We start from the raw sequence: 26,540 nt of genomic DNA on the forward strand, positions 1-26,540 counted from the left end.
GGTCGATGAGGAGCGTGGTGCACTGGTTGAAATCTGGCTGGCACTGACCCTGATAACGGATCATATGATTACGCATAATGTATATTATGTTAAACGACAGGTCATGTCATAGATGTTCATGAGCTACCTAAGGCGCTGATTCGACAAACCCACTTCTGGTGTCCATTCTCTCAACGGGCCATGTCCTTCATGTTCATGGCAAGTTATTCAATGAGGTGGCTGCCGATGAAGCTGATTCAGTGCCGTTTCTCTTCTGGTCAGCGTGTACCGATGCTCGTGCAAGCTGGTAATGCGGCTCCGTTGCCCAAACTCGTTCCGTTCATCTACGTCCAACTCAAACTCAGGCACCGCGCTTACAATACGGCTGCAGCGCATCTGCGAGCGATCCAGGCTTTCTATAGCTGTAGCTACTGACTGGAAGCTACCGCTGTGCCCTATCGGCAGCTAGTGCACTACCAATGATAACCAAGCCCCAACGTAAGTCCGAAATCTCCCTGCGCGGTGCCCGCACCTGTCGCGCGATAGGTCCACTTCCCACCCCTGGAGCGCGCCGTCAACCCGATGGCCAAAGCGGGCTCACCCTCGTACACAGCCGTTGCCATTGCCACCATCGACTTGCCCGGCGAGGACGCAACCGGTAACCCGGCGGTGGCCATCACCGCCGCAATACCGGCGTACACGTCCTGCCGCAGGCTGCCGACGCGGCGGTCGGTATAGTCGTTGGCCTCCGTTAGCGACCGATTGGCGGCTTGGTTCGAAAGCCGAGTTGCCTGGCGGAAATTGACAGCGTCCGTGCCTTGCACAGCCTCGGCTGCATGGCTGATCTGACGCTCGGCGCCATACGCACCGACTGCCACGCTACTGGCACGTGTGGCTTGGGACCCCGCCCCCAGCGCCACGCTATTTTTCGCGTTGGCGCCTGCTTGCGAACCCAGCGCAGTACTCTGTTTCGCCTGAGCAGTGGCACCAGCACCGGTGGCGACACTGCGCTCGCCTTCGGCCTGAGTCTGCACCCCGATCGCAACCGATTGGCTATCCGGACGCGTGGATACGTTGTCGCCGGCTTCGCTCGCATCCACGGCAATGCCGGAAGACTGCTGGCCCAATTGCCTGGCCTGCTGATTCACTGCCTCCAGTTGGCGCCCGTTGACGGCGTCGAGGCTGGTGGAACTGACCTCGCCGTCATCAACGCCACCCACCGTGCGCGAGCCTTGGCTGCCACTGATGTCGACCTGGGCCCCATCAGCAATGCCGGCCAACTGTATGTCACGACTGACCGGATCCTGGCGGACATGCCCCACCTCACCGCTGTCCATTTGTTTGCGCAGTGTCTCGGCTTGCGCATTGATGGCATTCGATTGGTCGTCGGTAGCCACCATACGGTCATCGAGTAGACCGAATGCCTGCCCGATGGAGTCGACCTTGATCAACTGAGCCTCGGCACCGTTCTGGCCAGACTGCGTCACTGCATAGGTGGAAGGGCTCGTCGAACCGTCGGCGTTCACGTTCGCGCCGCCGCCCATGGCGGTAGCCAGGAACTGGTCATGTGCTTTAGCGGAGACCTGGATGTGCCCGAGAACCGTTTCGCCTTGGGCGATACCTTGCAGCCTGGCGGCTGACTGGTCCGCGACCTGGCCGGCAAGAGTTGCACTGGCGTGCGCTGCGCTGGCGCCATCACGGGCAGTAGCAGCAGCGGATTGTGCGGCCTCGGCACTGCCCCTGGCCGCCTCCGCGCGGCTCTGTGCAATGGCAGCGACGCCTGTCGCACCGACGGCTACGCTTTGCGCCTGGTCAGCCATGGTTTTCCCAGCCAGGGCAACACCCTGAGCTGCCACCGCCGCGCGATCAACGTCATCCAACTGACCCTTGTTCACCGCATCAGCCTGTGCGCTACCGGAAGCCAACCGGGCGATGCGGGCCGGCTCGCTGGCTGAACCGCGGCCTGCGTTGTAGACCCCGTCGATACCACTCCACTGCAACGTGTCATCGCGCAGGCCCTGGATGTTATCCACCAGCGCGTCCAGCTCAGTGGCCTGGGTACGCACGGCATCGTTGAGCGTGGAGAGATTGCCCGCCACCGCGTGCAGCGCCTCACCTGCATTGTCGTGGCTGGTTGCAGGCTGAGCACTGCCAGCGGCTGCGATCAGGGGGATGTTATAGCCAGGTGCCGTAGGCTGGCCTTCAGCGTCCACGGTAGCGCCACCTCCGAGCAGCCGAGTGATGGTCTCGCGACCCACGCCCGCAGCGGCTTTTACCGCCGAGTCCAGGCGCTCTACCACCGTTTGCCCGCCGTCCAGGCCGCCGAGCTGAATCGCAGCCACATCAGCGGTGGACCGGGCGGCGTTGGCAGTGCCCTGGGCATTATCGGCCGTTCGCTGAGCGACCGACGCGACGCTTAACGCCGTGCCGGCTGTCGTTTGTGCTGCAGCGGCTCGATGACTTGCCTGCGTCGCTACGCCTTGCGCCTGGTCGGCGTCGGACTGCGCTACGACGGCGACACTCATCGCATCGATGCTGGCGCTGTTCGCTTGCTGTGCTGTGGTGTGGGCCGTGTCGGCCGAACGCTGTGCCGTGTTTGCCGCATCCAGAGACGCATTGGCGCGGCTCTGGGCAGTCAGGGCCTTCTGATTGACCTGCGAGGCGCTCAGCAACGCATGGTCGGCGGCGCTCTGCGCGGTCTGCGCAGCCGTCTGAGCGGTGGATGCCGCACCCAACGCAGCTTCAGCGTTGGCTTGAGTCTCCAGCACGGCATGCTGTGTGCCGGACGCCGCGTCGGAAGCGGTGTCGGCACGGCTTTGAGCCGCCTGCGCAGAAGCATGCGCGACGGTGGCGAGGCTCAGCGCCCGGCTGGCGGTAGTGTCGGCAGCGCTGGCTGCTTCTCGTGCTGTCGACGCGACGCCCAATGCGGTATCGGCGCTGTTGCGTGCGGCCATGGCAGTGATATTCGCACTGGCAGCCGAGCCCTGCGCAGCGCCTGCAGTGTTTTGCGCGGCATCCGCAGACCGCTGCGCCTGCAAGGCTGAAGACAACGCGAGGTCGGCAGTGCCTTGGGCCCCGTCGGTGATGGCCTGAGCGTTTTCCAGCGCACCCAACGCGCTGTCTGCACCACGCTGGGCGACATCGGCCAGGTCTTGAGCAGAAGCGGCGGTTTCGTGAGCGTTTTTTGCGGTCCCTTGGGCATTCTGCGCATCGGTTTGCGCTGTGACGGCCGCTGCACCTGCCGTGTCAGCTGTTTGCCGGGCGGTGGCTGCCGTTGTCTGGGCGGCGGTCGCCGCGTTCAGTGCGGCGTTGGCTGAAACCTGCGCCGAGTCGACCGCACTGAGTGCGCCCGCAGCCGTGTCCTGAGCTCTGTCAGCCATGTCCTTGGCGACCTTACCGGCAGCCTGGGCGGTCGACGCGAGCCCCGCAGCCCGATCGGCGATTTCACGAGCGGTAGCCGCTGCATCCTGTACCGCGTTCGCCGCGTTCAGGGTCTGGCCGGCAGTGGCTTGCGCGGTTTCAGCGGCCACGTCGGCCTCCCTGCCCACAAGCAAGGCCGCATCCGCAGCGCGCTGTGCACCATCGGCCCTCTCCTGTGCACTTGAAGCCGCAGTGGCAGCCTGGTCCGTCCGGTCTTGTGCATCCGCTACAGCAGCCTGCGCCGAAGTGACCGCATCCGAGACGGCATCAGCCGAGCGCAGGGCAGCTGTCGCGGCAGTTGCAGCCTTGTCCACGACATCTCCCACTTCCTTGACACGGGTTTGCGCCGCGCTGGCCAGAGCCTGCGCCGTCGTAGCGCTGGCGTGTGCCTGCGTGGCGGCGCCTTGGGCGGTCTGGGCCGAATGCTGAGCGCTTGCGGCAGCAACGTCGGCACGCTCAGCTACCGCTTGCGCGTTGGCGGCGGTCGTACCGGCCTTGCTGGCGGCGCTTGCCGCCGCGCTGGCGCTGCCCTGGGCTTGATTGGCGGCGGCAAGGGCACCCGCTGCCTCCTGGGAGGCATTGTTGGCCTGTGCCAACGATGAGTCGGCGGCATCCTTTGCCGCCAACGACACCTGATGAGCCTTGTCCACAGCAGCAGTGGCGGTGCCGGCCGCCTGTTGTGCACGCAAGGCACTGCTTTCAACGCTGTCCAACTGACCTTTGTTGACAGCATCCGTTACCGCCACGCCGGCAGCCATATTGATAATCGACGTGGGCACGCCAGCGTCCCTGTCGGCGTCATACGCACCCGTCTGGGGGTTCCAGTAGAACCTCCTGGTCGCCCTCAACACCTGGGATTTTTCCGAGATATCCATGACGGAATCGAACACTTCACCCATGCGGTCATCAGTGACGTTGTGCGCTTTGTCCAAGGCCGACAGAGCCCCCAGCAGCGTGGTGGGCGACGGTGTTTCCGGGGCAAGGCTGGTCAGTACAAGTGGTATCGGTACTATCCGATTGCCCTGGGCGAGCGGGCCGGTTCCCAAGGCCTGTGCCATCGATTCACCGGCCGTGGTCTCACGTGTTCCAAGACGGCGGATCGCCTCATATCCCGAGAACAACTGGGCACCGTTAATGGCATCGGTACTTGTGGCGTTCACCGCCCCTGGAGCTACAAAAATCCATTGGCGCAATCGCGCCGCACTGCCGCCGCTGACCGTGCCGACCGCGCTGTTGCGCTCGAAGGAGTAGACGCGTCCATTGAGGGTCACGGGCGTAACTTCGCGCAGATCGTCAGTGGCCGAGAAGCTGCCGAGCGCGACACTCGCCCTCTGGGGGGCCTGGGCGCTGTAACCAAGTGCCAGGCTTTCCAAGTTCGATGCGCTCGCGTTCCTGCCGATCGCTACCGAGTTGTCCCCTCGTGATACTGCGAATCGCCCGCCGGCGAACGAACTCGCACCGCCCGCCTGCGCGCTCGCGCCGAGTGTAGTGGCATACTCACCTGAAGCAGTGGATGCCGAACCGAATGCAGTACTGAATGTATTGGAGGCCGTAGCGGTATTCCCGAACGACAGTGCATAGGGGTTCCGGGCCCTGGCGGTAAGACCTAAGGCCATGGTCCAGGCGGCTGTACTCTGGGCACCGCGGCCGAAGGCAAAGCCGTTATCAGTGGCAAGCGGGGCGCCAACCTCAATGCCGGAATGGCCAATCGCGATGCTGCCGTTGACACCTCCCAACATCAGCCGCCCACCGTTGATATACAGCTCCCCGCCCAAGGAAAGCGAGGTTGCACCAACACCCGGTGTTCCTAACGGCCGATAGAACATCACGCTCTCGGTTTGGCCATCCTTGGCGTTCGAGTCACACTGCCCCGACTGACCATCCTTGAAATTCAAGTTTTCGTTCAAATAGGCTCTGTCGGCCCCGGTGCCTGCAGTATAAGTATTTTGGGGGTCATTGAGACTGACGCATTCGCCGCTGTCATTCGCATTGATGTGTACACCGTTGCCTGCACGGGCATCAGACACGCCCAGCAGCGCCGAAACCCCGGTAAGGGTCAGCAGGCCGAGAGTCGGCCAACCGGGTGATGTGACCGCAAACTCGGGGCAGTAGAAGCCGCGAATGAGGGAGCGAAGTGAGTTGAGAGGAACAGCATGCGGACAAGCGACCTGCGAATCGAAACGCAATGTGACTTTCACGATGACTTACCTGAGACATTGACGGATGCGTCGAACCGAAACAAGGCACCACGGCAATCCGATGGCTGAGACGGGTTCCACGAGTGGTAGCCGCTACGACAGCGGGCAATGATTACTGAGGGTTATTGTGGACAGTGAGGCTGGTGGAGAACATCGGACTGCTCCTAAATCGGCAGGGAGGGTCAGACCCTCGACCTGCCGATATCAGGACCTACCATTCGTAACCCACGCCAACCGCCAGCCCGACACTTCCTTGGGCACTGCCCGAACCATTGGCCTTGTACGCCCAACGACCATCCTCGGTGCGCCCCGAGAGGCCGACGGCCAAGGCTGATTGCCCCTCGTAGACCGACGTTCCCATGGCCACCATGCTCCTGCCCGGTGTCGACGCCACAGGTAAGGCTGCCATGGCCATCGCTGACGCGATGCCGGCGTAGGCATCCTGACGCACTGCACTGATCTGGCTGTCGGTATAGGCATTGGCCTGTCGTAGGGTACGGTCAGCGGCCTGGTTGGAGATCTGCGTGGCCTGGCCGAGATTGACGACATCGGTCGCCTCGCTGGCGGCTGCTACGTTGGTGATTTGCCGCTCCGCACCCGGCGCACCCACTGAGACGGTATTCGCCCGCTGGGCCTGGGAGCCGGCGCCAAGCGCGACGCTGCTCGGCGCATCGGCCTTGGCACCAGCCCCCAGTGCAGTGCTGCGAGGCGCTTGGGCCACAGCACCTGCCCCCACCGCAACGCTGCGCTCACTGCCGGCCTGGGCGTTGGCCCCGATAGCCACGGCCTTGCTACCCGGCGACACCGTTGCCTTTTCATTGCCTTGGGTGTCAACGGCGATGCCGGAGGCTCGTTGCATCAACTGCTTGACCTGCCGGTCGACGGCGTGGAGTTGTCGGCCATTGACGACATCGGTGCTGTCGACGCTCAAGGCACCCTCCTTCACACCCGTCAGAACACGAGGTCCCTGCGTACCCGTGAGATCGACACGAACGCCGTCAGTGTCCCGCGCCACCTGGATGTTCCGGTTGAGGGAGTCCTGGCGAACCAGGCCGACCTGTCCGTTGTTCACCTGCTCGCGCAAGCTGGCCATGTTCGCTGTGGCCTTGTCGGCCTTGCCGTTGACTGCATTCAGCGACGCGTCGAGTGTTTCGATAGCCTGCCCGACGTTGCCGGCCTGGACCTGGCCAACGGGGCCACCCTCAGAGTCGATCCGGGTCACAGCGTAGGCCGGTGCTTTCAACGAACCATCCGCGTTGACGGCAGCGCCACCGCCCAGCGCATCAGCCAATGCCTGTCGGCCTGCGTGGTTCGCTGACTGTATGCGATCAAGCACGGTTTCACCCTCCTCCAGCCCCTGCAATTGTGCTGCTGCGCGCTCCGCCACCTGGCCAACCTGACTAGCGAAAGTGTGAGCAGCGTTTGCGGCCTCACGTGCGTCAGCAGCAGTGCCGCCAGCGGTATCGGCAGCATATTGCGCGGCATCAGCGGCGGTCTGGGCGAAGGCAGCAGCATCCATCGCGCCATCCGCCGTCCCCTGGGCCCGAACCGCTGCCGCCCGGGCTGCGTCAGCGGCGCTGCCGGCCTGCGATGCGGTGGTCGCGACGGTATCGAGTTGCCCCTTGTTGACGGCATCGCTTGGTGCAACACCGGCCGCCAGGTTACCGATGCGTGCCGGCTCATTGCGATCCGCGCCACGACCCGCGGTATAAGCGCCGCTGGCCTCGTCCCACACAACGCTATCGTCACGCAGGGCCCGGACGCCCTCACCCAACGCGCCGAGTGCTGCGCCCTGGCGGTTCACGGCGGCGTTGACCGTGCCGACATTGTGGTCCAAAGCCGTTAGGGCAGCGCCCACGTTGTCATGGAGTTGAGGAGCGGGCTGGATGCTGCCATCGGCATTGATCTGATTGATGGCATAGGCCGGCGCCGTCGGCTGGCCATCGCTACCCACGATGGAACCTCCTCCCAGAGCCTTCGCAACGAACTCACTGGCTACACCTGCGGCGCTTCGGATAGCCGCGTCAATGCGCTGGACAACCGTCTGGCCGTCGTCTAGGCCCTTGAGCTGGCCGGTGGCGATATCGGCGGTGGCCTTGGCCGCATCAGCGGTGTGTTGGGCGGCGACCGCCCCTTTCTGGGCATTGCTTGCGGCGTCCAAAGCGTTGTCGGCGCTGGCCTGTGACGTTGTCGCGGCCTGCAGAGCATCGTTTGCCGAGCGACCAGCGGCGTCCGCCGTGCTCTGGGCCTTGTCCGCCACATTGCGTGCAGACGTGGCCGAAGCCAGGGCGGTATCGGCGGAGCTCTGCGCGGTTTCAGCGGTTTTCTGCGCGCCGGAAGCCGAGCTCAATGCCGTGTCAGCCGTGCCTTGGGCAGCATCTGCGGCGTGCTGTGCCCGGGCCGCCGAAGCCAATGCGCCGTCAGCGGTACCCTGGGCGTTACCGGCCGCGCTTTGAGCGCTGGCTGCAGCGATCAGCGCTTCATCGGCCGTGCCTTGGGCCTTCTCGACCGCCTGATGCGCCGTGGAGGCCGTGCTCAGTGCCTGGTCTGCGGTGGATTTGGCGGCGTCGGCCGTGCGCTGTGCCGTGGAGGCAGCACCAAGGGCGGTATCCGCCGTGCCTTGCGCGGCATTTGCGGCCTGTTGTGCACCAGCCGCCGAACTGACGGCGGCATCCGCGCGATCCTGAGCCGATTGAGCGGCAGTCTGCGCCCCTGTCGCCGTTGCCAATGCCGAATCCGCCACGCTTTGGGCCGCGTTGGCGGATTGCCCGGCACCCTCGGAGGCGCTGAGCGCCTGATTGGCTGTAAGCTGCGCGGCATCGGCGCTTTTCTGCACCACGGCGGCCTTGTCCAGCGCCGTATTAGCGGTGCCTTGGGCCACGTCGGCAGCCTTGTGAGAGCTGGCGGCTGCAGCCAAGGCGGCATCGGCGGAGCCCTGGGCGGCCGTAGCGGTTTCGCCGGCCCGAACAGCCGTGTCCAACGCCTTATCGGCAGAGCCCTGCGCAGCATTCGCGGCTTGTTGGGCGCTGGAGGCCGTGATCAGCGCGGTATCGGCAGTGCCTTGGGCTGTCGCGGCGCTTTTTTGCGCTTCAGACGCCGTACTCAGTGCTGTGGTGGCTGCCCCTTGTGCGGCTTCGGCCGTCTTCTGGGCAGTGGCTGCCGAGCCCAGGGCCGTGTTGGCGACACCCTGTGCGGTTTCGGCCGTCTGTTGTGCAGTCGCAACGGCCCCTTGCGCCCGTTCGGCGATTCCCCGGGCGGATTCGGCAGTTTTTTGGGCGTCAGTTGCGGAGTCCAGCGCGGTACTGGCCGTCCCTTGCGCCACACCTGCGCTCTTTTCGGCGCTGTCGGCCTTGGCCAAAGCGGCATCGGCAGCAGCTCGCACATCGTCCGCAGTCTTACGGGCATCATCTGCGCCGGCCAACGCCGAGCTCGCCTTGCCTTCTGCGGTCTCTGCAGTTCGCTGCGCCGTCGTTGCAGAATTCGCCGCCACGTCCGCAGCCGCCTGTGCGGCCTGAGCCAGTTGCTGCGCGCCGCTTGCCGACCCCAGTGCCGAGCTGGCGGTGGCTTGGGCAGCATCAGCTGTCGCCTGCGCGGTTGATGCCACCCCCATCGCGGCAGTGGCAGAACCTTGCGCGGCTTCTGCAGCTTTCTGTGCGGTTTCGGCCGAGCTAGAGGCGTCCTTGGCGGTGCTCTGCGCACTATCTGCCGTTGCCCGTGCTCCCGCCGCCGTTTGGAGGGCTGCGTCGGCACCCTCTTGCGCCGCGCTTGCCGTTTTGCGGGCATCGTCAGCGGTGGCCATCGCTGCGTTGGCACCGGACAGCGCGCTGGCAGCAAGGCTGTTCGCGTTATTGGCCATACTTTCCACTGCGTTCAACTGGCCCTTGTTCACCGCGTCGGTAGCAGCCACACCTGCGGCTACATTGGCAATTCGGCTCTCAGGGCGGGCGTCTTCGCTGGCCGTGTAGGCCTGCTGGTCCTCGCTCCATCGCAGGTATTTCTCAGCCATCGCCAAACGAACTTGCCCTGCCGTTGCGTTGGCCAGTTGATCAACATCATTCAAGGCTTCCTGCGTACCTTTATGGGCCTGATCCAGGGCCTTGATCGCCCCCACCACCGATGTGGGCTGTGCCACGCCAGTACCCAGGCTGGTCAGGGAAAAGGCCGGCAGCACCACCTTGCCGTCCTTGACCGCAGTACCCTCACCGAGGGCATCCGCCACCGACTGAGTGGCCGCCAACTCCCGATCCCCGAGCTTCTGGATCGCATCGTAGGCAACGAATAACTGGGCGCCATTGACGCCATCGGTGCTGGTGTTGCTTACCGCTCCGGGGGCCATGTTGATCAGTTGGCGAGTCTGGCTGGCATTACCCAGGCTGACCACGCCCATGGCCGACGTACTATCGACACTGTATGCAGTGCCATTGATCGTCACCGGCGCAACCGCCTTCAGGTTTTGCGTCGTTGAGCCACTGCCCAGTGCAACGCCGTAATTGTGTTGCGCGCTGGCCTTGTTGCCCAAGGCAACCCCTTCATTACTGCTGGCCGTCACGCTGGCCTCAGAGCCCACCGCAACGCTGTGGGTGCCGTCAGCCCTGGCGTCGCGACTCGCGGCAAAAGCCCCGCCGCCACTGGCCGATGCACCGGCGCCCACAGCCGTGGCCCGTTCTCCCGCCGCCGTCGTATTTGCGCCGATAGCCGTGGCGTACTGATTCGAGGCCTGGGCGTTATAACCAAATGCGTGGGCATAGTCAGCCAGGGACTTGGCCTGGAACCCCGCCGCCATGCCCCAGCGGCCGAGGCCTTGGGCCCCATGACCAATGGCAGCCCCGTCGGCGTTGGCTTGAGTGCTCTCGTTACCAATCGCCATATTGCCGCCGGGCTGCCCGAGGATAACCCGGCCGCTGTTGACGAACAGTTCGCCACCCAGGGTCAGAGAGGTCGCCCCTACGCCAGAAACGCCCCCTGGACGGTAAAACAGTACCGAATCGGTCTGCGAACCTTTAGTCGCGGAATTGCACTTGCCCCCGGCCTGATCCTTGAAGATCAGGTTTTGCGCAAGATACGTCGCGGCATTGCCATCGTTGTTCTGCGGGTCATTCAAACTTACGCACTGGCCGTCCGCATTCGCGTTGATGTGCACACCATTGCCGGCATGGGCAGTTGCACTCAGCAATGCCGTTATGCCGGTCAGGGTCATCACCCCCCATATCGCCCAATCCAGTTGACGGTGTCGGGACTGACAAGCATCAGGCGCATGACAATAACGCATGCGAACCCCGTGGCGAATTGGATTAAGCGGGGCTGATCGCAGGAACGCAAACGGCAAGACTGAACGCGACGTGACTTTCACAATAACTCACCCTGTAGCACACACATCGTCAGGTATGAGGCCTCACGAAGTGGCATTGAAGCGCAGAAGCAACAGCTGTTGGCGACAGCGTGCGTGCACTCGTTCTGTAATGCCCGCACATGCTGCGAGCCGCCATGAATCGGGGGGAATTCTGTCGAGCGCTCGCCAATGCCGATATCGGACTGCTCTTAAATTTCGGATCAGCACAAGCCGGGACCCAGACAGGGTCCAGCCGCGATTTAGTCCCAGTCTTATATTTCTCTCACATTGCCTTTGCTCAAATGTGACCTCACCACAACCACCGAGCATCAGCTGATGGCAGCCCAAGTCATCGTTCCCTCCGAGCGCGCCCTGCAAAGCCTGGTCATCCTGGCCAGTGACGAGCAGTACGCCCACCGCGTAGCCACGCTGCTCAACGGGAGCCCCCTTTTTCATATCGAACACATAGATTCGTTGAGCGAGTTGATGACCCGCCTGCGCAAGCAACCTGTCGACATCATCGTCGCGCAGGTTCATGCCGACCATGTCGACAGCTTGATGTTGCCGTGCTGTGTCAGCGACCTGAATGCTTCCGGGCTGCTACACAGCATTCCGCATATAGTCTGGACCGCACAGCCACAATCCGAGCATGCGCTCCCCCCCGGCTTACTGACCGCAGGCCTTGAGCAGGGCTGGACGCACACTCTCAATGGCGTCTCGACGGCAGCGCTGGCTTCCCATGCGCGCCTGGCCAGGGCTTCAGGTATCCGGGTAGAGATCGCGGTGGAGCAACAACCCGAGAAACTCTTGGCAGTGATCAGTCAATTGGCGCATACCGCCCATCCGGCACCGCGCAGTCCACATGAGGAAAAACTGGAGCAACTGCTCAATGACGATGAGGTGGTGGCGGCCCTCGCCACCGGCGAAGGATTAAGAGTGGTCTACCAGCCCCAATATGACCTGGCGACACGAGAGATCGTCGGCGCGGAAGCCCTGATCCGCTGGCACCATCCACGGCATGGGGATGTGCCACCCTCGGTCCTGATCCCGATGATCAACCAGCTCGGGCTGGATCTGTTGTTGTTCAGCTTTATCGAGAAGACTGTGATCGACACCCTGGGCAAGTTAAACCGTGGAGGCATTGATATCCCCATCGCCATCAACGCTTCGGCACGCACGCTCTGCGCCCATGGCCTGGCCACGAGACTTGCGCAAAAGATGCATCGGGCGGGGTTGCCTTGCAAACGCCTCAAGATCGAGCTGACCGAAGACTTGGCGCCCGACAGCGAGCTGGCCCTTTCAGCCTCGATCACTGCTTTGCGCGCCAAAGGCTTTCCGGTGTCCCTGGACGACTTCGGTGCCGGCGCCGCGACGTTGTCCTTGCTGTCACGCATGCCATTCGACGAGATGAAGATTGACGGAGCCCTGGTGCGTGCGGTGGGCCAGTTTGCCCACTCTTCAGAAATCATCTCGGGGATCGTCGCTCTGGCGCAGTTGTTCAATATCAACTTGATCACCGAAGGTATTGAAGATACCGAGAGCATCGAGTTGCTGAGCAGGCTGGGCTGCAACACCGGGCAGGGTTTCGCTCTGGCCCGGCCCATGGAGAGCGATGTATTCCTGAGCATGATCACCGCCTAGGGATGCGCTTACGTCCATTGTTCCTGCAAACATTGCCTCGCGTGTGCTGAAACAATCACGGCGGGGTTAAACGGTATCTTCACCCCTGCTGGAGCCGAATTGAGAGATGGTCTTTAATCAATTAATTATCCGGCTACTTTCGAGTGTCCATTGGCATCCATGAAAACCATACGCATAGCGATCCTTGATGATCATGCAGTGGTACGCCACGGCCTTGTCAGCCACCTCGCCGAAGAGTTATCCATCGAGATTGTTGGCGTCTATGAAACCAGTCGCGAACTGATACGCGGCATGGCGACGATGCCCGCCAACGTCTTGCTGCTGGACTTTGCTCTGGGACGGGATGAACTCGACGGCGTATCCCTGATTCGCGCCTTGCGAAGCCGCTTCCCTGACTGTCGTATTCTGGTGCTATCAAGCCATCATGAGTCGGCTACCGTCTCGCTTGCCTTGCGTGTAGGAGCGCGCGGTTTTGTAGGCAAAGATGAGGGACTGGGAAGCCTGGTGAAGGCGATTCGTACCGTTGCTTCGGGCGCCATTTACTTGAGTGCCGATATGTCTTACCAAGTGGCCGATGCGGCCAGGCCAGACGAATCGACACAAATATCGATCAGTGATAACGCCTTGCAGCGCGCGGCCTTGTCGGCGCGGGAGCAGGAAGTGATCCGCTGCTATCTGGAAGGCATGACCGTGACGGAGATCGCCGAGAAATTCAATCGCAGCATCAAGACCATCAGTACGCAGAAGGCCACCGCTTTTCGCAAGCTTGGGGTCACCTCTAACAACGGCTTGTTCAAGATCATGAAAACCCTGGACTAGACATGATGACGAGGAACCGCGTTCGTTGGGGCACCAGCCTGTGCCTGTTGATGGCCGCAACATGGGCTAACGCCGGCGCGCGGCCTCCCGGACCTGATTTAAGCGTCGAGGAAAGAGTCTGGATCGAACATCATCCGGTATTGCGTGTCGCCGTAGTGGGCAGTCTTTCTCCAATCGAATACGTGGAGAACGGCCGCCTCAAGGGGCTGTCAGCTGAATATTTGCAGCTGATTGCTCACAAGACCGGCATGAAGATCGACTACGTTTCCGCTCACTCGATCCAGGATCGCATAGAGCTGCTGATGACCGGTAAGGCAGACCTTATCTCCACTGTCAGGCTTAATGGGCCCGGAGGTAAAAATCCCCGGTTGCTGCTGACTTCAGCCTATTTGAATACCACCACGGTCATCATCACCCGCATCGGGCGCGCGCCTCTTTTCGAGGCCGAACAGCTGGACCGGTTGACCGTGACCTTGCCCTACTTCGACCGCTACAGTGATTTCCTTGCAACGAAGGCACCCGGGGCGAAACTGATCATAGGTGGCAGCGCCCTGACGATGCTGCAGCAAGTTGCCGAAGGGACCGCTGATGCTGCAGTGGCCACCGAAGCCTATCTGCTGCCGTTCCTCTATCGACAGTTCCAGGGCCAATTGCAGATTTCCGGGGTGCTCACCGGCATGGCGTCGCAAATTGCCATGGGCACTCGGAAAACCGAGCCTTTACTGCACTCAATCATCCAGAAGACGCTCGACTCGGTCACCCCTGACGAAGTTCGCGTCCTGCACGCCAATTGGCTGCGCGAGCATGCCACCCCGGACCTGCCACTCAGAGAAGTTGTGTCCCACTACCCTCATGAGATCGCGTTAATTGTCCTAGTGGTAGTGCTATTGCTCATCACGATTTACCAAACCCAGCGCATGCGCCAGCGCGCCGAGCGCAACGAGCGGGAAAAGGCGATGTTCCTGGCAGTCATGAGCCATGAAATCCGCTCGCCGATGAACGCAGTGGTGGCTGCAGTCGAACTGTTGCGCAATACGCCGCTGGACAAGCAGCAACAGCACTTTGCCGACCTGGCCAATCACGGCGCGCAATCATTGTTGAGGCTGCTCAATGACGTGCTGGATATATCCAAGCTCGATGCGGGGCAGGTCAAGCTCGAATACGAGCCGGTGAGCATCAGCACCCTGGTGCATAACGTCGTTGATCTGCATCGCTTGCGGGCCCGGGAGAAGCATTTATCGATCTGCGTCAATGGCGAATCCCACCTGCCACTGTTGATGCTCGACAGCACACGTATTGGGCAGGTGCTGCACAACCTGCTGTCCAATGCCATCAAGTTCACCGAAATCGGCGGAGTGGAAGTTACCTATGCGATCAGTGACCTGGCTTCGTCGCGCAACAAGGAGCTGCGATTGACCGTCACCGATACCGGGATCGGCCTGAGCCAGGAAAGCCAGGCGCGCCTTTTCCAGCCTTACAGCCAAGCAGCACAATCCTATAAGCGCTCAGGTGGCACCGGCCTGGGGCTAGTCATCTGTCGCGACCTGCTCAAACTAATGGGCGGCACCCTCACACTGGACAGTTCGCCGGGCAAGGGAACGCGTGTTGAATTGTCATTGACCGCGGAGTTGGCACCGCCCGACTCGACAGAGGCCGAAACCGTGCTCCCCGCCACGAACTGGTCAGCGACATCCGCACCAAAGGCATTGCGCATTCTGGTTGTGGAGGACACCGTCGCCAACCAAGCGGTATTGCAGGCACAGATCGAGGGGTTCGGCTGCACACCGGTGATCGCCAGGGACGGCGCCCAGGCCGTGGATTGCTTCGAACAAGGCACATATGACCTGATCTTGATGGACTGTGACCTACCGGACCAGGACGGCTATTCGCTGACGCGCCTGTTCCGCATGATCGAACAGGATGCCGCGCAAACGCGCTGCCCCATCATTGCGATCTCCGCCTCTACGGGCAACCAGCATGTCGCCCGATGCTTTGATGCCGGCATGGATGGCATCCTCAGCAAGCCGATCAGCCTTGGCAAGTTGCAGGATGCAATCGAGTTATGGTGCGGCGTGACCCTGACTTTACTGCCACACCCCTTCGCCCTACGGCAACCTGTGGGTCACCAGCAGATCCTTGAAGCATTGGAACGGGACCTACTGGCGCTACTTGAAGGGATGGTTCTGCGCAACCTGGAACCGGCCCTCCACGCAGCCCACCGTCTACACGGCGCAGCACTCAGTATCGAATGGCCAGATGTGGCCCGCCAAGCGGGACAGCTGGAGGCCCTTCTCAGGACTGCCACGCCATGGAGCGACCCAACCTGCGCCACGACCTTACAGGCACTGCTTCATGGGTTTCGCTCCACGAGCTTCAGCCATCCCGTTTTCGACCCGCCCGTCCCTCCCGCGGCAGATTGAGATTCGGGTCTGTGAATTAAGAGCAGTCTGATGTGATTCACCGCCCTGCCCCCCTGAAAATCGGTCTTGTCAGCTAAAGACTAACTCAACCGCTCCCAAGGTTTGAATGATGGATCCTTTGCACGAGATTCAAAAACGGCAACTAAGGCTGATAGAGTCAGCCTCCGTTAACGAAGCCTGCGCCGTTGACTTGCTGAGTCTATTGCGCAAGTTGACCGCGGCCGAAGCCAGTAATGTCCTAAATATCGTCACGCTGCTGCAAAGCGAGGCGGAATTTTTGCGCGAACTTTCAAAGGAAATGGCCACGCGAGAATATGAGGCACTGTGAATCGCCCCGGATTCTCTAGACACCTTGCAAGCTCATTGCGTAACGCTTTTTAAACTCTACCGGTGACAGCTGATTGTTGAAACCATGGCGGCGTTTTACGTTGTAGAACATCTCGATGTAATCGAACACATCACTACGAGCGTCTTCCTGCGTGGTGTAGATTCTCCGCTTGATCCGTTCCGTTTCAGAAGCTGGAAAAAGCTCTCGGCCACGGCGTTGTCATGACAGTTGCCTCGGCGACTCATGCTGGCAACCAAATTGTTTGCCTTCAAAAAGCTGCGCCAATCATAGCTGCTGTACTGGCTACCTTGGTCGTAGTGAACCATCACCTCCTGGTTCGGTTTACGCCTCCAAACCGCCATCAATAACGCATCAATGGCCAAATCACTGGTCATCTGCGACTTCATTGACCAGCCGACGACCTGACGAGAAAACAGATCCAGCACCACCGCCAAATACAGCCAGCCTTCATACGTGCGAATGTAGGTGATATCGGTGACCCAAACTTTGTTGGATTCTACGACATCGAACTGGCGCTTCAGTAAATTGGGTGAAGCGACCGCTGGCTTATCGCCGTACTTGCCAGGGCGGAGTCGGTACCCTGTCTGAGAGCGCAGACCTTCAAGACGCATCAGCCTCGCCACACGATGCCGACCACAATCCTCACCGACCTCGCGCAGATCGTCATGGATTTTTCGATAGCCATAAACGCCACCGCTTTCCAGCCACGAATGCTTGATCAAACCCAGTGATCGTTGATCGTCTTTAGCACGTGCAGATTGCGGTTCAGACAACCAAGCGTAATAACCACTGGGATGGACTTTCAGCGTCAGGCAAAGCCGTCGAATCGAATAGTCGCCCGCTCGCTGCTTGATAAAGGCGTACTTCAACCGCACTCCTTGGCAAAGTACGCGGCGGCCTTTTTAATATGTCTCGCTCTTCAGTGACGCGCTTAAGTTCCGCTCTCAGGCGACGCAGTTCAGCGTGCTGATCATCATCCTGCTGCCGTTCTTCTTGGGGTTTGCTGTAGCGCTTTATCCAGGCATAGAGGCTATGCGTCGACACGCCGAGACGGGCGGCTACCTCAGCGACAGGCAGCTTCTTTTCGGTCACTTGATTGACTGCTTGGATTTTGAATTCTTCGGAGTAACGCGGGTTGCTCATGGCACCTCCTAATTGGCCTCAGTTTAAGGCAAAGAGGTGTCTATGAAACCCGGGGCGATTCACACGTTAGACAAAAGGGCCGCCGTTCAGGCCCTCGCCGCCAGCCACCGCTTAAGTAGCTGCCAAAGGTCGGATCGACCAGACGAGCGGAAAACCTCGTCCATGAACATTAATCGATGAACAAGCACATTCATTTTGAGCGCATTGAGCCCAGCGGAGTGGGCTTACGAGCAGCTTGTGAACATCTGGCATCGCCCACTTGTTAAATGACGTATAGCGCCCGGGATTTGCTTGAGCAGGAAATGCGCTCGAGTGGCTAACGCACCTTGCCCTTTCAGATCAAACCGACCGGCCATGTACTTGGGGACAGTCAGTGCCAGCGCGACGACAGCCAACACCAGCGGTAAAAGCGAAACCCACAGCACTGTATTCCAGCCATAAGCCGACAGCAGCCCACCCGACGAAAAAGACCCGACCGCCATTACGCCGAACACTCGGATCTGGCCTACTACGTCATTTATCGGCCTGAGTGCGCCAGCCTGCCCAAACTGACGACGTTCCGGGACTGGTTGTTGGCAGAAGCACTGCAGACGGTAAAGCGTGAGATCAGCGCCCACTAGGCTGTACTACTCGCGATTCCTCAACGACGACGCTACCAGCAAATCCCGCGTATAGGCATGCTCCGGTGCGTCGAACAATTGCTCGGTACTCCCCGCCTCCACCACCACGCCATCCTTCACCACGATCAAGTCGTGAGCCAACGCCCTTACCACCGCCAGGTCGTGGCTGATGAACAAGTACGTCAGCCCATGTTCCTCCTGCAACCTGCGCAGCAAGCTCACCACCTGCTTTTGCACGGTGCGGTCGAGGGCTGAGGTGGGTTCGTCGAGCAATATCAAATCCGGCTTGATCACCAGTGCGCGGGCGATCGCGATGCGTTGGCGCTGGCCGCCGGAGAATTCGTGGGGGAAGCGATGGCGCGTATCGGGGTCGAGTCCGACGTCGCGCAACACGGCAATCACTTGAGCTTCGCGCGCGCAAGCATTGAGGTCCGTGTGTACGCGCAGGCCTTCTTCGATGATTTGCTGCACGCTCATGCGCGGACTGAGGCTGCCGAACGGGTCTTGAAACACCACCTGTAGTTTGCGCCGCCACGGACGCAGGGCCTTGCCTTTGAGCGCGTCGAGGGCCTGGCCCTGGAAGCGAATGCTGCCTTGGGCGTCGATCAACCGCAGGATCGCCTGGCCAAGGGTGGATTTGCCCGAGCCGGATTCGCCAACAATGCCCAAGGTTTTGCCACGTTGCAGGCACAGGTCGATGCCGTCCACCGCCTTGATCGGCGGTTTGCGCCGCAGCAGGCCGCCTTGCGGGAACCAGACCTTGAGGTTGTCCACTTCCAGCAGGTTGTCCGCCGTCTCACGCACCACCGCCCTGCCCTCGGGCTCGGCCTCGAGCAACTGCCGGCTGTAGGCGTGCTGCGGCGCGGCAAACAGTGCCTGGCAGTCGGCCTGTTCGACGATCTGGCCGGCGCGCATCACCGCCACGCGCTGGGCGATGCTGCGCACCACGTTGAGGTCGTGGCTGATCAACAGCAGCGCCATGCCCAGGCGTTGCTGCAGGTCTTTGAGCAGCGCAAGAATGCGTCGCTGCACGGTCACGTCCAGGGCCGTGGTGGGCTCGTCGGCGATCAACAGCAGCGGTTCGCAAGCCAGGGCCATGGCGATCATCACCCGCTGGCGCTGCCCGCCGGAGAGCTGATGCGGGTACGCCGCAAGGCGCTGGCGCGGCTGCTGGATGCCCACCAGTTCGAGCAACTCCAACACGCGCTCACGCGCCGCCGCACCGCCCAGGCCTTTGTGCAGCAGCAGGGTTTCGGACAGCTGCCGTTCCACGCTGTACAGCGGGTTGAGCGAGGTCATCGGCTCCTGAAAGATCATCGCGATGCGATCGCCGCGAATCTGCCTTAAACGCTCCGGCCGCGCGCCGAGCAGCTCTTCGCCCTGGTAGCGAATACTGCCCTGGGTACGCGTGGTGTGGGGCGGCAGCAATTGCAGGATCGAGTGGGCGGTCACCGATTTGCCGGAGCCCGACTCGCCCACCAGCGCCAGGCACTCGCCCGGGTGAATATCCAGGTCGATGCCACGCACCGCTTTGTGCCCGTCGAACGCCACTTTCAGGTTACGAATTTCAATCAACGCGTCAGTCACGGCACAGCTCGCTTATCAGGATCGGGGGTCGAAGGCGTCGCGGCAGGCTTCGCCGATAAACACCAACAGGGACAGGATCAACGCCAACGCAAAAAACGCGGTCAGCGCCAGCCACGGGGCTTGCAGGTTGTTTTTTCCCTGGCCGATCAACTCACCCAGGGACGCACTGCCCGTGGGCATGCCGAAGCCAAGAAAATCCAGGGCGGTGAGGGTCGAAATGGCCCCGGTCAAAATGAACGGCAAGTAGGTCAAGGTGGCAGTCAGCGCGTTGGGCAGAATGTGCCGCAACATCACCTGAACATCACCCACACCCAGGGCTCGCGCGGCCTTCACGTACTCCAGGTTGCGCCCGCGCAGGAACTCGGCGCGCACCACATCCACCAGGGTCAGCCAGGAAAACAGCGCCATGATCCCCAGCAGCCACCAGAAACCCGGTTCGACAAATCCGGACAAGATGATCAGCAAGTACAGGACCGGTAGCCCCGACCAGATCTCGATCAGGCGCTGCCCCAACAGGTCGACCCAGCCGGCGTAATAGCCTTGCAGTGCGCCGGCGGCAACCCCGATCAAAGTGCTTACCACGGTCAGCGCCAAGGCAAATAACAGCGATACCCGGGTGCCGAAAATCACCCGCGCCAATACATCCCGGGCTTGATCATCGGTGCCCAGCCAGTTGCTCGCGCTGGGCCGCGCCGGCGAAGGGGTCGTGAGGTCGTAGTTGACCGTGTCGTAGCTGAACGGAATAGGCGCAAACAGCATCCAGCCGCCCTGCCCTTCAATCAGTTCATGCACGTAAGGGTCACGGTAATCCGGCTGAAACGGCAACGTGCCGCCGAAATCCTGCTCGGTGTAGCGCTCGAAGGCCGGGAAATACAGCGAGCCCTGGTACGCCATCACCAATGGCTTGTCGTTGGCCAGCAGTTCGGCACCCAGACATACGGCGAACAGCGCCAGGAACATCCACAGCGACCACCAGCCGCGGCGATTGCGCTTGAAGTGCAGCCAGCGGCGACGAGTAATCGGAGTAAAAACCGGCATCAATGCGACCTCGCGGAAAAATCCAGCCGGGGGTCCAGCAGGCGGTAGCACAGGTCGCCCAGCAACTTGATGACCAACCCGACCAGGGTAAAGATAAACAGCGTGCCGAAGACCACGGGATAGTCCCGTGCCACTGCCGCTTCGTAGCTCAGGCGACCGAGGCCGTCGAGGGAGAAAATCACTTCAATCAGCAACGAGCCGCCGAACAACATCGCGGTGAGCGCCTGGGGCAGGCCAACCACGATCAGCAGCATGGCGTTGCGAAACACGTGTTTGTACAGCACCTGTTTTTCGCTGAAACCCTTGGCCCGCGCGGTCACTACGTACTGGCGGCTGATCTCGTCGAGGAAGCTGTTTTTGGTGAGGATGGTCAGTGTGGCAAAGCCGCCAATCACCAGCGCCGATACCGGCAAGACAAGGTGCCAGAAGTAGTCCACGACTTTGCCCGCCCATGACAGGCTGGCAAAGTTCTCCGAGACCAGGCCGCGCACCGGAAACCAGTTCAACAGGCTACCGCCGCCGAATACCACGATCAGCAGCAAGGCGAACAGGAACGCGGGCATGGCGTGGCCGATAATGACCGCCGCACTGCTCCACACATCGAAGCGGCTGCCATGGCGCACGGCCTTGCGGATGCCCAGCGGGATCGACACCAGGTAACTGATCAGCGTGGCCCAGAAGCCCAGGGACAAAGTCACCGGCAGTTTTTGCAGGATCAGGTCGGTGACCTTGGCGCCGCGAAAGAAGCTATCGCCAAAATCCAGCCGCGCGTAGCTGCTGAGCATCAACCACAGCCGCGCGCCAAGGGGCTTGTCGAAGCCGTATTGGCGCTCGATATCGGCCACCAGCGCGGGGTCCAGGCCACGAGTTGTGCGCGATTCATTGCTGCCGGTTTCCACCCGTGTGCCGGCCACCGACGCTTGGCTGCCGATGCCTTGCAAGCGCGCGATGGCTTGCTCAACCGGGCCACCCGGGGCGGCTTGCACGATAAAAAAGTTGACCAGCAGGATGCACACCAGCGTTGGTACGATCAGCAATAAACGGCGCGCGCTATAGGCCAGCATGTTGGGAAGCCTCAGTCAGTTGACGCATCTGTGCGGTGGTCAGCGGTGTCGGGCTCACTTCCCACCAGGTGTCGATGCCCACGTCATTGAGCGGCGCTGTGCGGGGCCGACCAAAACGGTTCCACCACAGCGAGGACGAGCCCGGCGGGTAATAGTTGGGAATCCAGTAGAAGCCCCACTGCAACACGCGGTCGAGGGCATGGGCGTAGCGCACCATGGTCGGGCGGTCGTTGGCGCGGACAAGGCCATCGATCAAGGCGTCCACCGCCGGGTTGCGCAGTGCCATGTAATTGTTGGAGCCAGGGTCATCGGCACTCTCGGAACCGAAGTAGTTGGTCAGCTCGCGGCCCGGCGATGGGCTGACCGGGTAGCCGTTGACGATCATGTCGTAGTCCCGTGCGCGCACGCGGTTGGCGTATTGGGCCGAGTCGATCATGCGGATCGTGAAGCCGATGCCGATCTGCGCCAGGTTGCGTTTGTAGGGCAGCAGCAAACGCTCGAAGCCTTTCTGGGCATTCAGGAAGGTGAACTGCAACGGCGTGCCCTCGGCGTTAACCAACTGGTCGCCGCGCGGCGTCCAGCCCGCCTCGGCCAGTAACTTCAGCGCTCGCGCCTGCTGCGGCCGAATGCGCCCGCTGCCATCGGTGCGCGGCGGCTGGTAGACCTGGGTGAACACCTCCTCCGGCACTTGCCCGCGCCAGGGTTCCAGAATGGCCAGCTCCTGGGCATCCGGCAGCTGGGTGGCCGCCAATGCGCTGCGGGAAAAGAAGCTGCGCTGACGCAGGTACAGGCTGTGCATCATCTGCCGGTTGCTCCAGTCGAAATCCCACAACAGGCTCAGCGCCTCACGCACGCGGCGGTCCTGGAACTGCGGTTTTTGCAGGTTGAACACAAAACCCTGGGTGCCCTGCACGGCATTCGGTGCCAGTTGTTCACGTTGCAGACGACCGTCGCGCAAGGCCTCGCCGTCGTAGCCCACCGAATAACTGGTGGCGGAAAATTCGCGATTGAAGTCGTAACCCTGGGCTTGCAGGATCTGGCGCGACACGTCGCCGTCGGCAAAAAACTCAAGCCGCAGGGTGTCGAAGTTGTACTGCCCCTGCGTCACCGGCAGGTCTCGCCCCCACCAGTCCTTGACCCGTTCGAAGGTGACACTGCGGCCGTTGTCCACGCTGCTGATACGGTACGGGCCGCTGCCCACCGGCGGTTCAAAGCCGCCGCCGTTGGCGAAATTGCGCCCCTGCCACCAATGTTCCGGCAGCACCGGCAGTGAAGCGAGGTCCAGGGGCAAGGTGCGATTGTCGGCGCTTTTGAAGGTGAACCGCACTTGGGTCGGCGATTCCACCAGCACCTGGTCCACATCGGCAAAGCTTTGGCGATACGCCAGGCTGCCTTCGGTGGTGAACAGCTTGAAGGTGTAGGCCACGTCCTGCGCGGTGATGGGCGTGCCATCGGCAAACCGCGCCTTGGGATTGAGGTAGAAACGCAGCCATGAATGGTCATCTGCCAGCTCCATGCCTTGCGCGACCAACCCGTACACGGTGTACGGCTCATCCTGCGAACGGTACGCCAACGGGCTGTAGAGCCAACCCTGGATCTGGGTGATGCCGGTGCCTTTGTCGACATACGGGATCAGGTGATCAAACGCCCCGCCTTCCATGGACGAACGACGAAAACTGCCGCCCTTGGGCGCGTTCGGGTTGACGTAATCCAGGTGTTTGAAGTTGGCCGGGTACTTGGGCGCTTCGCCGTATACCGTCAAAGCGTGCGTCGGTTGAGCGAGCAGTGACGGGGCCCAAAGCCCCGTCAGCAGCGCCCACACCATGAAGCGAAACAGGCTCACAAACTCAACTCCTTTTCCAAAAACACTGAAGGCTCACTTATGCAGGGTTGTGCGTCGACGCCAGGGTTTTTATAGAGCACCGGTTAGACCGTTAGCGCATGTGCTTATGCGCTACTTGCCGAAGTGGTAACTCACGTCCAGCCAGACCTGGCGGCCATAGGGGTCGTAGTTGCCGCTGGGGTAATACGGCCAGCCGGCGGAGTCATCGTGCTTGACCTGATTGAGCAGGTTGTTGACGGTCAGGCCGACACTCGCCTGCTCGTTCACCTGGTAACGGGCGCTGGCGTTGAAGGTGGTCCACGGCGACAGGCGCCCATCGCCGGCGCCATTGGTCACGCTGCCGTAGCGAATGCCGGTCAGCGTGGTGGTGAGGTGCTGGTAGTCCCAGGTCAGGCTCGCGTTGACCTTGCTGCGCCAGTCGTGGTTGTCGGTGCTGGAGCGCAGGTTCTGGGTTTGCGCATCGTCCGATTCCTTGAGGTAGTGGGACAGCACCAGGCTGTAGCCAATCGCCGAACTGAACGCGCCGTACTGGCCTGCGCCCCAGCGAATATTACTCTTGAGGTCCAGGCCGCTGACCCGCTCGCTGGCGGCGTTGATCGCATTGACCTGCACCCGTTGCAGCACGTTCGGGTCCACTGCCGCCGTGCTGGCATTGCGCTGGATGCGTGCCAGGACGTCGGCGCAAGTGGTCGCATCAAGCTGGCCGTTGCGGCACTGGTTTTCCTGTTGCAGCAAGCGGTTGATGTCGACGGTGGTCAACAGGTCCTTGATTTCAACGCGCCAGAAGTCGGCGGAGAAATCAAACTGATGCGAAGGCGACCAGACAAAGCCGTACGTCCAGGACTTGCCACGCTCGGAGGCGAGGTCCGAATTACCGGTCTGGGTGTAATCCACGCGGCCTCGGTCACACGCCCCCTCTACGCCCTTGCTGCAACCGTAATAGTCGATCTGGTCAGGCGTGTAGCCATTGGTCGCGGCCTGGTAGAGGTAGTTGAGGTCGGGTGCGCGAAAGCTGGTGCCGTAGCTGCCACGAAACAGCAGGCTGGTCACCGGGCGCCATTCCAGGCCCAGGTTGTAGGTTTTTTGTTGCTCGGTGCGGCCACTGAATTTGTATTGGTCCCAGCGCCCGGCCGCCGAGGCGAGCAAGGTGTCGGTAACGGGAATGCTCAGCTCGCCACCCGCGGCGTAGCGGTCACGCGAACCGCCTGAATTGGAGGCCGGCGTGGTGTTGTAAAACGTGCCGTCATTGAGTTGGTCGTCGACATCGACGCTGTAGGATTGCCGCCCCACTTCGGTCACACCGGCAAAGCCCACCGGCCCGGCGGGCAGCTCGAACAGGTCGCCGTTGATGTTGGCGCTGAAGGTTTGGGAAACCGATTTACTCTTCTGCACCAGGTTGCCGCGAAACTGATCCCACTGCTCCGGAGTCAGCGGCTGGTCCAGCCGCGAAGGGTCTGGCGCGAAGACCGGGTGCCCGTCCTGTGTGCCCAGTTGCGGCCCGAGGTAGTAATCGCGGATGCCGCTCAAAGGCGTGTAGCGGGTGGTGCGGTCGCTGGTGTACTCGGAGCGGTTCGCCGCAATCTGATAACCCCAATCACTGTTGGTGAACTTGTCTTCCAGGCCCAGGGTGCCGGTCCAGGACACTTCGCGCCATTTGCTGTTGTTGCTGGTCTTGCCACCGATTTCCTCGCTGGAAAAGTTGCGTGACCAGCGCTCCAGGTTACCGGTGTTGCGGTTGATAAAGTCCGGCGAGGTGAAGCTTGGGCCGCGCGTGTTGTTCTGCGTGTGATCAAAGCCAAACATCAAGTCGGCAAACACTTTGCCGGTGTCGCTGAAATGCCAGGTGCCGCGCGTGTAGCCGTCATAGTTTTCCTTTTGCGCCTGCAAGGTCCAGTAGTCGTTGTAGTACTGGTTGGTGGTGCAGCGGGTGCTGCTGCCACCGAGCTTGCCGTTGTAGATACCGCCATAGGCGCCGCAGCCGGGGCCGAGGTAGGCGCCGCTGTCGAGGTTACGGCGGTAGCCCACATCCTTGGCCGGGCCGTCGCTCATAAAGCCGCGCTGGTTGGCCCAGATCGGTTGGCGCTGGGTCAGCTCCAGGCCGAATACCCCGTCAAAATCGCCCCAGGTGTCGCCGCCGCTGATCTGCAGGCGCTGGTTGTCTCCGCCGCCACGCTCGGCGGCGCCACCACGCAGATTGACGTCCACGCCGCTGATTTTGTCTTTGAGGATGATGTTCACCACCCCGGCAATCGCGTCGGAGCCATACACCGCCGAGGCGCCGCTGCTGAGGATCTCGATACGCTCGATCATCACCGCCGGGATGTTCGCAAGGTTGGTGAAGTTGACCGCGCCATCGTACGCCGTGGGGTAGTCGGCCACGCGCCTGCCGTTGATCAGCACCAGCGTGTGGTTCGGCCCCAGCCCTCGCAGGTTGAGGGCACTGGCGGCCGGCTGGAAGGTGTTGCCGTAGTCTTCGCCCTGGGTCATGCCGGTGTTCTGGGTTTGCGAAGCGATGGCGTCGTAGACGTTTTTGTAGCCCCTGCGGGTGACTTCGTCAGCGGTGATGACCGTGACCGGCGACGGCCCTTCAACCTGGGCACGGGCAATGCGTGACCCCGTGACCACGACCTTTTCCAACGCCACATCACCCGGGACTTTCTCCGCCGTGGGCGCAGCCTTGACCGCCGCTGCAGGTGGCTTGGCCGCCCGGCGCAGGGTCCAACCGCCGTCGCCACTGGGCACGGCGTCAAGGGCTGCACCGCGCAGTGCCTGTCGCAGCGCTTGCTCGGTGGTGAAGGTGCCCCGCACCGGCGCGCTGGTCAGGCCTTGCACAAGGTCTTGCTGGAAGGAAATGATCTGCCCGCTGCTGCGTGACAGGGTCAACAGCGCTTGGTCGAGGGGGCCGCTGGCGATATCAAAATCAAAAGTCTGGGTGGTCGATATCGCAGACAGCGGCTGTGCCAGCACCGCCGTGCCATGTCCCGCCAAAGTCAGGCCAATCGTCAGAGACAGTGCCGCCAGAGATGCGCGACTGAGAGGTTTGAGTTGCATGGTTGAGGTTCCCATCATTGATATGCCGTTGATGGGTTG

11 protein-coding genes and 1 pseudogene are annotated in these 26,540 nt (G+C 61.7%); 4 read left to right on the plus strand and 8 right to left on the minus strand.

Features of this window, described 5'->3' with window-relative positions; genetic code table 11:
- Nucleotides 1–452: 452 nt before the first annotated feature.
- Nucleotides 453–5,597 carry a YadA-like family protein gene (locus tag C0058_RS16210; RefSeq protein WP_102369071.1) on the minus strand — a complete coding sequence of 1,715 codons (5,145 nt, stop codon included), beginning with the start codon at nucleotides 5,595–5,597 and terminating at the stop codon, nucleotides 453–455.
- A gap of 211 nt (nucleotides 5,598–5,808) precedes the next feature.
- Nucleotides 5,809–10,794 (minus strand): YadA-like family protein, encoded by a 4,986-nt coding sequence (locus tag C0058_RS16215; protein WP_158660297.1) that lies wholly within the window; start codon nucleotides 10,792–10,794, stop codon nucleotides 5,809–5,811.
- A gap of 468 nt (nucleotides 10,795–11,262) precedes the next feature.
- Here C0058_RS16215 and C0058_RS16220 point away from each other — a divergent pair, with 468 nt between their 5' ends.
- The 4 genes from C0058_RS16220 (at nucleotide 11,263) to C0058_RS16235 (ending at nucleotide 16,134) form a co-directional block, all read left to right on the plus strand.
- Entirely contained in the window at nucleotides 11,263–12,567 is a 1,305-nt protein-coding gene (locus C0058_RS16220; protein ID WP_102369073.1) for an EAL domain-containing protein, read from the plus strand.
- Between the two features lie 159 nt (nucleotides 12,568–12,726).
- Nucleotides 12,727–13,386 (plus strand): response regulator transcription factor, encoded by a 660-nt coding sequence (locus C0058_RS16225; protein ID WP_087693819.1) that lies wholly within the window; start codon nucleotides 12,727–12,729, stop codon nucleotides 13,384–13,386.
- A 2-nt stretch (nucleotides 13,387–13,388) separates the two neighbouring features.
- Entirely contained in the window at nucleotides 13,389–15,806 is a 2,418-nt protein-coding gene (locus tag C0058_RS16230; protein ID WP_102369074.1) for an ATP-binding protein, read from the plus strand.
- 109 nt (nucleotides 15,807–15,915) lie between these two features.
- Entirely contained in the window at nucleotides 15,916–16,134 is a 219-nt protein-coding gene (locus C0058_RS16235) for a hypothetical protein (protein ID WP_087693821.1), read from the plus strand.
- 15 nt (nucleotides 16,135–16,149) lie between these two features.
- Here the strand turns inward: C0058_RS16235 and C0058_RS16240 are convergent.
- The 6 genes and pseudogenes from C0058_RS16240 to C0058_RS16265 form a co-directional block, all read right to left on the minus strand.
- Nucleotides 16,150–17,298 (minus strand): annotated as a pseudogene (locus C0058_RS16240) (IS3 family transposase).
- 626 nt (nucleotides 17,299–17,924) lie between these two features.
- Nucleotides 17,925–19,505, minus strand: a complete 1,581-nt coding sequence (locus tag C0058_RS16245) for an ABC transporter ATP-binding protein (RefSeq protein WP_102369075.1) — start codon at nucleotides 19,503–19,505, stop codon at nucleotides 17,925–17,927.
- Between the two features lie 15 nt (nucleotides 19,506–19,520).
- Complete coding sequence (locus tag C0058_RS16250; RefSeq protein WP_003217674.1) at nucleotides 19,521–20,543, minus strand: ABC transporter permease; 1,023 nt, start codon at nucleotides 20,541–20,543, stop codon at nucleotides 19,521–19,523.
- The gene (locus C0058_RS16255) at nucleotides 20,543–21,607 is read right to left on the minus strand and encodes a microcin C ABC transporter permease YejB (RefSeq protein ID WP_008433386.1); all 1,065 of its coding nucleotides are present in this window, start codon (nucleotides 21,605–21,607) and stop codon (nucleotides 20,543–20,545) included. The genes C0058_RS16250 and C0058_RS16255 overlap by 1 nt, the downstream gene beginning before the upstream one ends.
- Nucleotides 21,594–23,432 carry an extracellular solute-binding protein gene (locus tag C0058_RS16260; protein ID WP_102370269.1) on the minus strand — a complete coding sequence of 613 codons (1,839 nt, stop codon included), beginning with the start codon at nucleotides 23,430–23,432 and terminating at the stop codon, nucleotides 21,594–21,596. Before C0058_RS16260 ends, C0058_RS16255 begins: the two co-directional genes overlap by 14 nt.
- 129 nt (nucleotides 23,433–23,561) lie before the next feature.
- Nucleotides 23,562–26,501, minus strand: a complete 2,940-nt coding sequence (locus tag C0058_RS16265; protein WP_102369077.1) for a TonB-dependent receptor — start codon at nucleotides 26,499–26,501, stop codon at nucleotides 23,562–23,564.
- Nucleotides 26,502–26,540: the final 39 nt, after the last annotated feature.

Source organism: Pseudomonas sp. NC02 (genome assembly GCF_002874965.1).
Lineage (GTDB): Bacteria > Pseudomonadota > Gammaproteobacteria > Pseudomonadales > Pseudomonadaceae > Aquipseudomonas.

Bases quoted from the DNA above. Each gene is read 5' to 3' on its own strand.
- C0058_RS16260 (WP_102370269.1), bottom strand. From the start codon at position 23,432: ATGGTGTGGGCGCTGCTGACGGGGCTTTGGGCCCCGTCACTGCTCGCT.
- C0058_RS16220 (WP_102369073.1), top strand. From the start codon at position 11,263: ATGGCAGCCCAAGTCATCGTTCCCTCCGAGCGCGCCCTGCAAAGCCTG.
- C0058_RS16225 (WP_087693819.1), top strand. From the start codon at position 12,727: ATGAAAACCATACGCATAGCGATCCTTGATGATCATGCAGTGGTACGC.
- C0058_RS16235 (WP_087693821.1), top strand. From the start codon at position 15,916: ATGGATCCTTTGCACGAGATTCAAAAACGGCAACTAAGGCTGATAGAG.
- C0058_RS16255 (WP_008433386.1), bottom strand. From the start codon at position 21,607: ATGCTGGCCTATAGCGCGCGCCGTTTATTGCTGATCGTACCAACGCTG.
- C0058_RS16230 (WP_102369074.1), top strand. From the start codon at position 13,389: ATGATGACGAGGAACCGCGTTCGTTGGGGCACCAGCCTGTGCCTGTTG.
- C0058_RS16250 (WP_003217674.1), bottom strand. From the start codon at position 20,543: ATGCCGGTTTTTACTCCGATTACTCGTCGCCGCTGGCTGCACTTCAAG.
- C0058_RS16265 (WP_102369077.1), bottom strand. From the start codon at position 26,501: ATGCAACTCAAACCTCTCAGTCGCGCATCTCTGGCGGCACTGTCTCTG.
- C0058_RS16215 (WP_158660297.1), bottom strand. From the start codon at position 10,794: ATGACCCTGACCGGCATAACGGCATTGCTGAGTGCAACTGCCCATGCC.